This window comes from Microbacterium sp. NPDC064978 (assembly GCF_044543605.1).
In the GTDB taxonomy this organism is placed as follows: Bacteria; Actinomycetota; Actinomycetes; order Actinomycetales; family Microbacteriaceae; genus Microbacterium; species Microbacterium meiriae.
Window position 1 is genome coordinate 224,028 of sequence record NZ_JBITWF010000002.1, and the last position, 11,507, is coordinate 235,534.

The window sequence follows — 11,507 nt, forward strand, 5'->3', positions numbered from 1 at the left end:
ACTCCGATCCAGCGGAGTCCGGACGATCTGCGGCCGGGGCCATTCCTGTGATGGTTGATTCGCGTCGATCGACGCGCACCATCGGCCCCTGGACTCACACTTCACACACTGAAAAACGTCCGCGCCCTGCGCGGGTGTCCGAAGCCGACCGCCCCAGTCTACCCGGCGACCCTGGGAGACCCCCGCACTCCGGCGGCCTGCGGCACTACGATGTCGAGGTGAACTCCGTCTCTCCCACCGGCACCCAGGTCCACCTCCGCCTCGGCGACGTGACCGCGCAGATCGCCCAGGTCGGCGCCTCGCTCCGTGGCCTGCGCATCGGCGAGGTCGACCTCGTCTCGCCCTACCCGCTCGACGTCCCGACGCCGTCATGCTCAGGAGTCGTGCTGACGCCGTGGCCCAACCGGGTGCGGGACGGCCGCTGGGACGACGAGGGCACCGTGCGTCAGCTCGCGATCAGCGAGCCGAAGACCACCACCGCCAGCCACGGGCTCCTGCGCTACACCGCCTACGCGGTCGAGCAGACGGAGGGAGCCGCGACCCTGCGCGCGACCGTCTTTCCGCAGACCGGCTACCCGTACCTGATCGAGACGTCCGTCGCCTACGTCCTCACCGCGGACGGCATCGAGGTCACGCACACGCTCACCAACTGGTCCGATTCGGCGGCTCCGGTCGCGCTCGGCACGCACCCGTTCCCGACGATCGGCGACGTCGACCCGCACGACCTCGTCCTCCGCGTCCCGGCCCACACCGTGTTCGAGACGGACGACCGCATGCTTCCGACCGGCACCCGTCCCGCCGACCCCGACCTGCGCGAGGGCATCCGTGTCGGTGACGTCTCGCTCGACACGGGGTTCACGGACCTCGTGCGCGACCCCGACGGCCGGGTGCGGCACACCCTCACGGCGCCCGACGGCCGGACCGTCACGCTCTGGCAGGGCGAGGGCTTCGATTTCGTGCAGGTGTACACCGCGACGAACTACCCCGGCACCCCGCTCGCCGTCGCGATCGAGCCGATGACCGCTCCGGCGGACGCGTTCAACAGCGGCCTCGGGGTGCGCCGTCTGGCTTCTGGCGAGACCTGGACGCTGGAGTGGGGCCTCTCCTTCGCCTGACCGCGGTTCACAACTCAGGAGAACCCACACGGAAAGGCCCCGATCCTCGTCTCACCGACGGAATCGGGGCCTTTCTCCTGAGTTGTGAACGCTCGGCTACTCGCCGTGGTTCTCGCGCAGCTCTCGGCGGCTGACCGGTGTGCCGTCCGCATGGACCGGAACCGGGGCGGCATCCTCGTAATGCTCGCCCTTGCGGGCCCGGCGGCGCTCCCGCGCGCCCTCGACGAGGTTGTACAGCGTCGGCAGCACGATGAGCGTCAGCACCGTGGAGGAGACGAGTCCGCCGATCACCACGATGGCCAGCGGCTGGGAGATGAACCCGCCGTGCCCCGTGATCCCCAGCGCCATCGGGGTGAGGGCGAGGATCGTGGCGAGCGCTGTCATGAGGATCGGGCGCAGACGCTTCTCCCCACCCGCCATCACGGCCTCCGCAGTCGACAGCCCCTTCTCCCGATACTGGTTCACGAGGTCGACGAGCACGATCGCGTTCGTCACCACGATGCCGATGAGCATCAGCACACCGATCAGCGAGGCCACGCCCAGCGGCACGCCCGTGACGATCTGCAGCAGGATGGCTCCGGTCGCCGCGAACGGCACCGAGATCAGCAGCAGGAGCGGCTGCCGCAGCGACTTGAACGTCGCCACCATCACGACGTACACGATGAGGATCGCGGCGAGCATCGCGAGGCCGAGCTGCGCGAACGAATCGGCCTGCTGCGAGGCGACGCCGCCGACCTCGGCCGAGGCGCCGTCCGGGAGGTCCGCCGCGGCGAGCGCCTCGGTGACCGACTGTGTGGCGACCGCGAGGTTGTCCGATGCGGGCGGCACGGTGACGGTCGCGGTGCGGCGTCCCTGCTCGGTGGTGATCGAGGTGGGGCCGTTGCGCTGCTCGACGGTCGCGATGTCCTGCAGCGGCACGATGCCCGCCGCGGTGGGGATCGCGAGCTGCTGGAGCGCGGCGACGGTCGTCGGCGGCCCCGGGTTGACGAGGTACACCGTCAGCGCGGTGTCGTCGATCTCGACCGATCCGATCTGCTGCGGACGCATCGTGTTGGACACGATCGACCCGACGGCGACCTCGGACAGCCCGACCCGCGCGGCGGCCTCGCGGTCCACGACCACGGCGATGTACGGCAGGGCCTCGGCGAGGTTGTCCGTGACCTGCCCGATGCCCTCGCGGCCGTCGAGCTCCTCCACCACGGCGGAGGTCGCGGTGGCGAGGTCGTCGCCGTTCGCCGCCGTCACGGTGATCTCGATGTCGCTGGAGCCGAAGCCGGCGGACGCCGCGACGTTGACCTCGCCGACCTCGTCGCCGAGGCCGTCGATGGCATCCTGCACCTCGGCACGCAGCTTCTCCTGGTCGGCGTCGCCGTCGGTGAGGACCGAGTAGGTGATCCCCGCGCCGCCGGAGAACGCGTCGCGCAGCGCGGACCCGCTCGACCCGATGGAGGCCTGCACATGCTCGATGCCGTCGATGTCGAGAAGGGCCTCCTCGACGGGGGCAGCGGCATCGGACTTCGCCTGCAGGCTCGCGGTCGGCCCGAGGTCCTGCGTCACGGTCATGGTGTTCTGACCGGAGTCGCTGAGGAAGTTCACCTTCATCAGCGGGGCGGCGGCGAGCGTCCCGGCGAGGACCACCACCGCGAGTGCCACCGTGATGCCCGAGTGCTTCAGCGTCCAGCCGAGGATGGGGCGGTAGCCGCGCTGCAGCCGCGTCGGCGGGGCCGCCGGGTCCTCCGGGTCGATCGCGTTCCCGCTCTCGTCGAGGAGCGGCTTGCCGGGCTTGAGGAACCAGTACGCCAGCACCGGCACGATCGTCAGAGCCACGAAGAGCGAGGCGACCATGGCGATGGTGACCGTCATCGCGAACGGACGGAACAGCTCGCCCACCATGTCGCCGACGAACACGATCGGCAGGAACACCGCCACGGTCGTGATGGTCGACGCGGTGATGGCCGCGGCGACCTCGCGCACGGCGAGACGGATCGCATCGCCCTTGTCCGCGTCGCCGACGTAGTGGCGCTTGATGTTCTCGATCACCACGATGGAGTCGTCGACCACGCGGCCGATCGCGATCGTGAGCGCCCCGAGGGTCAGCACGTTCAGCGAGTAGCCGAATGCCTGCAGCCCGATGAAGGTGATGAGGACGGACGTCGGGATCGAGATCGCGGTGACGAGCGTCGAGCGCACCGACATCAGGAACACGAGGATCACGAGCACGGCCATCACGAGGCCGAGCAGACCCTCCGTGGCGAGGGTGTCGATCGACTGCACGATGAACGGTGCCTGGTCGAACACGACCGTGAACTCGGCGTCCGGGAGCGCTTCCCCGATCTCGTCGAGCGCGGCCAGCACCCCCTGCGACACCTCGACCGTGTTGGCGGCGGGGAGCTTGGTGATGGAGATCGACAGGGCATCCTCGCCGTCGACCCGGGAGATCGAGGTCACCGGGTCCGACACCTGGGCCACCGTCGAGACGTCGCCGATGGTCACCGCGGTACCGACGAGAGGCAAGGCGGCGATCTCGTCGACCGAGGTGATCTTGGCGCCGGTCTGCACCGTGAGGGTCTCGCCGTCCTCGGTGATCTCACCGCCGGGGAAGAGGGTGCCGTTCTGCTGCAGCGCGGTGCTGATCGCCTCGCTGCTCTGACCGGCCGCGGCGAGCTTCGCGAGGTCGGGGGTGATGGTGATGCGCTGTCCGACGCCGCCGACGATCTCCGCCGCGTTCACCCCGTCGACGTCCTCCAGATCGGGGATCGCGACGCTCTCCAGCTGCGCCTGGGCGTTGTCCGCGTCCTCGAAGCCCGTGACCGCGACCTGGATCACCGGGAAGTCGTCGATCGACACCGAGAGCACCTGTGGGGTGACGTCCTCCGGGAGCTGCGAGGAGATGCGGTTGATAGCCTGCTGGATCTTCTGCTCCGCGGTCGCGAGGTTGGTGCCGTACGAGAACATCGCCTGCACGATCGAGGCGTTGGTCGTGCTCGTCGCGGTCGTCGACTCCAGGTCGGGCACGCCCTGGATGGCGGACTCGATCGGCGTCGAGACGTCGTTCTCGACCACCTCGGGCGAGGCGCCGGGGTAGGTGGTCATGACCACGAGCGCCGGCAGCTCGAGCGACGGGATGAGCTCCTGCTTGAGGTTGGTCAGCGCGAGCCCGCCGAACACCGCGGCGACGATCGTCACGAGCGCGATGAGGGCGCGGTTCTTCAGGCTGAGGATGGCGAGTTTCGACAAGGCGGGGTCCTCGGTGTCAGGGGGTGGCGGTCGCTGCGGATGGGAGGGAGAGAGGTTCTCCGAGGATCCGCGCCAGTGCGGATTCGAGGAAGGACTGTTCGAGATCGACGTCGCGGATCTGCGTGCTCCACATGACGCCGTCGATGAAGATCATCGCCGCTCGGGCCCGGTCGGCGCCATAGGTCGGCTCCAGGAGGTCGACGAGGCGGTCGGACAGGTGACGCGCGAGCTGGCGCAGACGCGGATCGTGCACGGCTGCCGTGACGACGGCCCGATCCGCCTGCACCGCGTGGCCGTCGTGGATGCTGTCGTACACGAGCGCCGCGATGACGTCGGCCCCGGCTCCCCGTTCGGCGAGGGTCTGCCGCACTCCGTCGAGTCGGCATTCGATCTCGTCCGCGAGCGCTCGGAAGGCGGCGGTGCGCAGGTCGTCGAGGGTGTCGAAGTACTGGGTGGTCGCCCCGAGCGGCACTCCGGCTCTGGCGGCGACCATCCGATGCGTGATGGCGTCGGCCCCGACCTCGACGATCAGCTCGGCCGTCGCGGTGACGATCTCCCGACGACGCGCTTCGGGGTCACGCCGCCGACGCGCGCTCTCCACCATCGCTCACCCCCTGGACACCCGTACATGTACGTTTGTACATTCGCTCCGGTGTGAACTCCCTGAGAACGGTCGCCCGCTTCTTTCCTGTCTCCCCGCCGTGCCGGATCACTTCCGCACCCCGCACCCCCGTTCTCGGTCCCTTTTCGCGCTCTCACGGGTGGGAATCTCCTCCCGTGATCGAAAACGTACCGGGGTGGGGGCGGAGGAGGGGGTCAGGCGGCGGAGGAAGACGGGGCGGAGGAGGGGGTCTGGCCGCGCTCGAAGTAGGCGACGAGATCGGGGTCGAGCGGGGGGACGGCGATCGCGGAGCCGTCACCCCGGAGGGACGCGGTGGCGAGGATGCCGGCGGCCACGGCCTCGCGCGCCGCGACGGGAGAGGTCGCCGTGAGACCCCCGTGCCGCACGAACCGGAGGAACTCGGCCACGAGCAGCGCGTCGGCACCGTCGTGTCCGGCGTCGGGCACCTCGGGCACGACGAACACCTCGTCCGCGTCGGCCGCCCCGGCATGCCGACGGTTCCACAGCTTCACCTCGCTGCCGGCCACGTCGCCGAAGTTCTCGATGCGCCCCTCGGTGCCGATCACGGTGTAGTTCCGCCAGTAGTCCGGGGTGAAGTGGCACTGCTGGTACGAGGCGAAGATCCCGCCCTCGAGCCGCAGGTTCACCATCGAGATGTCCTCGACGTCGACCACAGGGTGGAGTCCGGTGAGCGCGGTCGGCGGCCAGTTGTCCATGCTGAACCAGTCGGGCATCCGCTCGCCCGTGCGGTCCCGCCGGTTGGTGATGTCGCCGTAGACGCTGAGGCCGCCCATCGCCGCCACCTGCTCGGTGTACGCCCCCGCCAGCCAGTGGATGATGTCGAGGTCGTGCGCTCCCTTCTGCAGGAGGAGTCCGGTGGTGCGGCTCCGGTCGGCGTGCCAGTCCTTGAAGTAGAAGTCGCCGCCGTGCCCCACGAAGTGCCGCACCCACACGGCCTTCACCTGCCCGATGCGCCCGGCCTGGATGAGCCCGCGCATGAGCGTGATCACGGGCATGTGCCGCATGTTGTGGCCGATGTAGAGGCGGGTCCCGGTCCGTCGCGCCGTCTCCAGCATGCGGTCGGCATCGGCGAGGTCGATCGCGAGGGGCTTCTCGCAGAAGACGGGCACCCCGGCCTCCAGCGCCCGGATGGTCAGCGCGGCGTGCGTGTCGTCCGGGGTCAGCACCATGACCGCGTCGACCCCGGACGCGAGCAGCTCGTCGAGGGAGTCGGTGATGAGGGCGTCGGGGACGAGCGCCCTGGCGTCCTCGCGGGCACGCGGGGCGAGGTCGCAGACGGCGGTGATACGGGAGCCGTGGTCCGGCCGATGCACCTCCTCCTGAAGGGTGGAGCGCGCGCCGAAGCCGATGATGCCGATGTGGAGGTCCAACAGAAGTCCTTCGTGAAAGGGGGGGAAGAAGAGGGGGCGGCTCAGCGACCGCGGGCAGCCGGGGCGTCGAGATCGGTCGAGCCGCCGGGGACGAGGGCCCAGGGGAACTCGTGCAGCGCACCGGGTGAGGGGTCGCTCTCGAGCGCCTTCTCGACGATGATCCGCGCCTGCCGCTCGTAGAAGTCCGTCGGGCCGACGGTGGTGAGGGTGGGGGCGATGAGCCGGGCGTCCGGGGTGTTCCCGACGCCGACCACCGCGACGTCGTGAGGCACGCGGAGCCCGAGCATGTGGGCGGCGTTGATCGCGGCGATCGCGGCGAAGTCGGTCGTCGCGTACACGGCGTCCGGGCGGTTCTCCTGCGACAGCAGCTCGATCGCGGCGGTGAAGGCGCTGGCCTGCGTCTCGGCATAGGTCACGGTCCATGCCGGGTCCGGCGAGATGCCGGCCGCCGCGAGCTTCTCGACGTACGGCGTGTACCGCGTGACCTGCGTGGCCGCGAGGCGGACGGCGCCCTCCGCGGCGATGCAGCCGATGGCCGCGTGCCGCTCCAGCAGGTGGTCCATCGCGAGCTCGCACCCCGGGATCGCGTCCGAGCGGATGACGTCGAACCCGTCCGGCTCCAGATGCTCCGAGAACACCACGAGGCGCTGGCCGCGCTTGACGAGGTCGCCCAGCCGTCGGGCGTCCTCCTCGTCCAGCCCGACGCCGTCGAGGTATGCCACGTCGCTCTCGACGCGGTCGAGCGCCGCGTGCCAGTCGCCGTCGGCGAGGATCAGCGTCGTGAGCCCGTGTTTGTTCGCCTCGGCGTTCACGGCGTCGGCCACCGCCAGCGACCACGGATCGCTCAGCATATGGAGGGAGAGCTGCACCATGCCGCTGCGACCGGTGCGGATCGCCCTGGCCGCGGTGTTCGGACGGTAGTTGAGCTCGTCCGCGGCCGCGAGCACCCTGGCCGCGGTCGCTTCGGCCACGCCGGCCCCGCTGGCACCGGCGCGGCCGGAGAAGACGTACGACACGGTCGCGGTCGACACCCCGGCACGTTCGGCCACCATCCGCAGCGTCGGTCGGCGGCTGGGGGCGTGCTCACGCTGTGCCATGTCTCATCCCTTCGTCCCGCTGAACGCGATGCCCTGGATGAACTGCCGCTGCAGGATCATGAACGTCACCAGCATGGGCAGGGTCGCCAGCAGGGCGCCGGCCATGAGCACCGGGTAATCGGTGCCGTGGATGCCGACGAGCTGCGAGAGTCCGACAGACAGCGGCATCTTCGCCGGGTCGGTCGTCACGATCAGCGGCCACAGCAGATCGTTCCAGGACCACAGCACGGTGAACACCACAAGTGCGATGATGCCAGGCTTCGCCAGCGGAACCATGATCCGCCAGAAGGTCTGCCACGGATTCGCCCCGTCGATCCGCGCCGCCTCCTCCAGCTCGGCCGGCATGGAGAGGAAGAACTGGCGCATCAGGAAGGTCCCGAAGGCGCTGAAGATGCCGGGCACGATGAGCGCCTGCAACGTGTTCAGCCAGCCGAGCGCCTGGATGATCTCGTACTGCGGCAGCAGGTAGAGCTGCGAGGGCACCATGAGCACCGAGAGGAACACGACGAACAGGGCGTTCCGGCCGGGGAAGGCGATGCGCGCGAACGCGTAGCCCGCCATGGTGCACAGGGCGACCTGCCCGACCGTGCGGCCGACGGTGAGGAGCACGGAGTTCAGGAACATCTGGCCGAACGGCATCGAGTCGAAGACCTCGGCGAAGTTCGTGAACACCCATTCGCGCGGGAGGAACGACGGCGGCACCTGCACCGAGTCGGACAGCGTCTTGAACGAGGTCAGCAGCTGCCAGACGAACGGGAACACCATGAGTGCGGCGCCGACGATGAGCACGACGTGCACGATCCACAGTCCGCGGTTCCGGGGCGTGCCGGCCGTCCGCGATCGTGCGGGGGCGGCGCCGACGACCGCGCGCGTGTCGAGGGAGACGTCACTCATAGTGCACCCACTTCTTCTGCAGCCGGAACTGCACGATCGTCAGCACGAGGATGATCAGCAGCAGGAGGAAGGCGACGGCGGCGGCGTACCCGCGGTCGTTGTCGAGGAAACCCGCTTCGTAGAACAGGTAGACGACCGTGCGGGTGTTCGGCATCGCGGGGTTGCTGCGGCCGAGCATCATGTAGATGAGGTCGAACACCTGCAGAGCCCCGATCACGCTGATGACGCTGACGAAGAAGATCGACGGCGACAGCAGCGGGATCGTGATGGAGAAGAACTTCCGCACGGGGCCCGCCCCGTCGAGGTCGGCCGCCTCCATGATCGTGTCCGGGATGCCCTGGAGTCCGGCGAGGAAGATGACGATGTTGGTCCCCAGTCCCGCCCAGATGCCGACGACGGCGATCGCGATCAATGCGGTGTTCGGGTCGGTCAGCCAGCTCCGCCCGTCGATGCCGACCGCGCCGAGGGCGGCGTTCAGGACGCCGTAATCGCCGTTGTAGATCATGCGCCAGACGAGGGCGATCGCCGCGGGCATGGTGACGACGGGGATGAAGTAGAGGGTGCGGTAGGCGCTGCGGCCCGTGAGGCCGGTGGTGTTCAGCAGCGCGGCGATCCCGACCGCGAGGGGGATGCCGATCAGCGCGATCACCGTGTAGGCCGCGGTGTTGCGCAGAGCGCCGAGGAGCTCCGGGTCCTGGAACAGCCGCACGTAGTTCTCGAACCCGATCCACTCGGAGCCGCCGAACGGGCCGGACTTCGTGAAGGAGATGATGAGCGTGCGCACGGTCGGCCACAGGTAGAACACGGCCAGCCCCAGGGCGGTGGGCCCGAGGAAGACGAGGGCCCACCACGGCGAGGCACCGGGTGTCCGGCGCCGCCGGCGGACACCGGAGGACGGGGCCTCCGGTGCCCGCCCGGCGGCGGGGGCGACCGCGCGAGGCGCGAGGACGGTCATCCGGTCACTCCTGCTCGGCGTCCAGCGCTGTCTGCATCTGCGCGGCGAGATCCTGCAGGCCTTCCTTCGGGGAGACCGCTCCGGACCAGACCTGGGACAGCACCTCGCTCTCGATGCTCGTCCACGCGGAGGTGTTCTTCGACACCGGGTACGGGACGGCCGTCTCCAGCGCGTCGATGTAGGCCTGCAGGTCGTACTGCGGGAGCGCATCCACCCAGGCCTGCTGCGTGCCGTTGAACGCCGGGATCACGGTGCCGGTCTCGGCCTGGATCTTCGCCGCCTGCTCGCCGCTCGCGAAGGCGGCGAAGTCCTTCGCCTCCTCCACGTGCGCGCTCTTGGCGTTCGCGACGTTCCCGACGCCGTGGATCACGCTCTGGTTGCCCTCCGGGCCTGCGGGCAGCGGAGCCACGTCGACGCTGTCGCCGATGTCGGCGTTGTCCGCGTAGGCGATGGCGGCCCAGGAGCCGTTCTGGAACATGGCGACTTTGCCCGACAGGAAGAAGTCCTCCGGGTTCGTGTCCGTCATCTGCTGCGCCGTGGGCGAGGAGCCGTCAGCGATGAGGTCGGTCCACAGCTCGACGCCCTCGAGAGCCTCGGGCGAGCCGTAGCCGGTCTCAGTTCCGTCCGCGGAGATGACTTCGCCGCCGGCCTGTGCGATCGAGTTGTAGAAGTTCTCCTGGCCGTACTGGCTCGCGGCGACGCCGAACCGGCCGCTCGCGGGGTCGGTCAGCTTCGCGGCCGCGGTGGTGAAGTCGTCCCAGGTCCAGCCGGCGCTGGGGTACTCCACTCCGGCGGCGTCGAACAGCGTCTTGTTGTACCAGAGCGCGACGGTGTCGAAGTCCTTGGGGGCGCCGTAGAGCGCGTCGTCGTAGGTGTAGAGGTCGACGAGGCCCTGGGGGTAGTCGGAGGCGTCCACGTCGTCGAGCGGCGCGAGCTGGCCGTTCGAGGCGTAGAGCTGGAAGTTCGGCCCGTTCATCCAGAACACGTCGGCGGCCGACCCTCCCGTCACCGCGGTCTGGAGCTTGGTGAAGTACTCCTTGTAGGGCGTGACCTGGATCTCGATCGTGACGTTCGGGTGCTCCTCGGTATAGGCGGCGGCGATGTCCTCCATCGCGGGCTTCTGGTTCTCGTCCCAGATCGCGTAGCTGAGGGTGATGTCGCCGCCCGAGGACTCCCCGGTCGCGGAGGAGGAGCAGGCGGAGAGCGCCAGGACGGCGGCCGCGGAGGCGGCGAGAGCGCCCAGGGCGCGGCGGGAGGTGCGGGGCATCGAGGTCTCCTTTGACGGGTGCACGAGAAGGCGGTGCGCGATGTTAACCGTTTAGCGTTAAACGATTAGCAGTGAGAGTAGCGCGCCGCGTCCGTTCTTCGCAAGCACCGATCTAGAGCGCGGATCCCAGCGCCAGCCCCAGCCCCGCGGCGAGGAGACCGAGCAGGAGCATGCCGAGCGCGTCGAACGCCGCAGCGCCGCGTTCGCCGTCCCGCCACAGCGCGACCGCATCGAGCATCGCGGTGCTGAAGGTCGTGTAGCCCCCGAGCAGACCAGCGCCGAGCACGAACGCCGCGTCCGGAAGCGCCGTCGCCACCAGCCCCAGCGCGAAGGAGCCGGTGAGGTTGACGGCCAGGATCCCCCACGGGAACCGCCGGCCGACGAGCCGGGCGACACCGAGGTCGAGGAGATAGCGCAGGACGGCGCCGACGCCCCCGGCGAGCGCCGCGGCGAGGAACAGCAGCGGACTCACGTCGCCCCTCCCCGGCGCGGGCGCCCCAGCCGGAGCCCCGCGGACGCCGCGAGGAGGCCGAGGGCGAGGCTGACCGCGGCATACGCGGCGGCGAGGAGCGGTGCCGACGCCCACAGGGCCAGCGTCCCGGTCATGAAGGCGCTGTAGGTCGTGAACCCCCCGAGGACCCCGGTGCCCAGGAGCAGCCGCAGCTCCGCTGAGGCCGGGAGCCGCGCCGCCACGACGCCGATGAGCAGGGCGCCCAGCACGTTGGCCAGTAGCACCGCGAGGGGGAACCCGCCGAGGTCGGGGACGAGGAGCCCGAGGCCCAGACGCGCAGCCGTCCCCAGCGTGCCGCCGAGCGCGACGAGCAGGACACGACGGAGACTCACGCTGGCCACTGTAGTCGCGCATGACAGTGCGGCCGTCCGATGTCAAGGCGTTGGGGTGGGGGCGGAGACAGGCGTTGACTGTCGGC

The 11,507-nt window shown here is 69.8% G+C and carries 10 protein-coding genes; 1 reads left to right on the forward strand and 9 read right to left on the reverse strand.

What is annotated here, in order from left to right; all coding sequences use genetic code 11:
* The first annotated feature begins 218 nt into the window (after positions 1-218).
* Positions 219-1,115, forward strand: coding sequence for an aldose 1-epimerase family protein (locus ACIGJI_RS08010; RefSeq protein ID WP_363444874.1), 897 nt, complete (start codon positions 219-221; stop codon positions 1,113-1,115).
* Between the two features lie 96 nt (positions 1,116-1,211).
* Here ACIGJI_RS08010 and ACIGJI_RS08015 read toward each other — a convergent pair whose 3' ends face one another.
* The 9 genes from ACIGJI_RS08015 to ACIGJI_RS08055 form a co-directional block, all read right to left on the reverse strand.
* Positions 1,212-4,352: an efflux RND transporter permease subunit gene (locus ACIGJI_RS08015; protein ID WP_363444876.1), complete on the reverse strand. Its 3,141-nt coding sequence runs from the start codon at positions 4,350-4,352 to the stop codon at positions 1,212-1,214.
* A gap of 16 nt (positions 4,353-4,368) precedes the next feature.
* Positions 4,369-4,956, reverse strand: coding sequence for a TetR family transcriptional regulator (locus ACIGJI_RS08020; protein WP_363444878.1), 588 nt, complete (start codon positions 4,954-4,956; stop codon positions 4,369-4,371).
* A 212-nt stretch (positions 4,957-5,168) separates the two neighbouring features.
* Positions 5,169-6,365, reverse strand: a complete 1,197-nt coding sequence (locus tag ACIGJI_RS08025; RefSeq protein ID WP_363444880.1) for a Gfo/Idh/MocA family oxidoreductase — start codon at positions 6,363-6,365, stop codon at positions 5,169-5,171.
* Positions 6,366-6,406: 41 nt separating this feature from the next.
* Positions 6,407-7,462, reverse strand: coding sequence for a LacI family DNA-binding transcriptional regulator (locus ACIGJI_RS08030; RefSeq protein ID WP_187663121.1), 1,056 nt, complete (start codon positions 7,460-7,462; stop codon positions 6,407-6,409).
* 3 nt (positions 7,463-7,465) lie between these two features.
* A complete protein-coding gene (locus ACIGJI_RS08035) occupies positions 7,466-8,356 on the reverse strand; it encodes a carbohydrate ABC transporter permease (protein WP_268777692.1) in 891 nt (296 codons plus the stop codon).
* Positions 8,349-9,311, reverse strand: a complete 963-nt coding sequence (locus ACIGJI_RS08040; protein ID WP_363444882.1) for a sugar ABC transporter permease — start codon at positions 9,309-9,311, stop codon at positions 8,349-8,351. Before ACIGJI_RS08040 ends, ACIGJI_RS08035 begins: the two co-directional genes overlap by 8 nt.
* Before the next feature lie 4 nt (positions 9,312-9,315).
* Entirely contained in the window at positions 9,316-10,578 is a 1,263-nt protein-coding gene (locus tag ACIGJI_RS08045) for a sugar ABC transporter substrate-binding protein (protein WP_363444884.1), read from the reverse strand.
* 112 nt (positions 10,579-10,690) lie between these two features.
* Complete coding sequence (locus ACIGJI_RS08050) at positions 10,691-11,050, reverse strand: CrcB family protein (RefSeq protein ID WP_315638066.1); 360 nt, start codon at positions 11,048-11,050, stop codon at positions 10,691-10,693.
* The gene (locus ACIGJI_RS08055) at positions 11,047-11,421 is read right to left on the reverse strand and encodes a CrcB family protein (RefSeq protein WP_363444889.1); all 375 of its coding nucleotides are present in this window, start codon (positions 11,419-11,421) and stop codon (positions 11,047-11,049) included. Before ACIGJI_RS08055 ends, ACIGJI_RS08050 begins: the two co-directional genes overlap by 4 nt.
* Between the last annotated feature and the right edge of the window lie 86 nt (positions 11,422-11,507).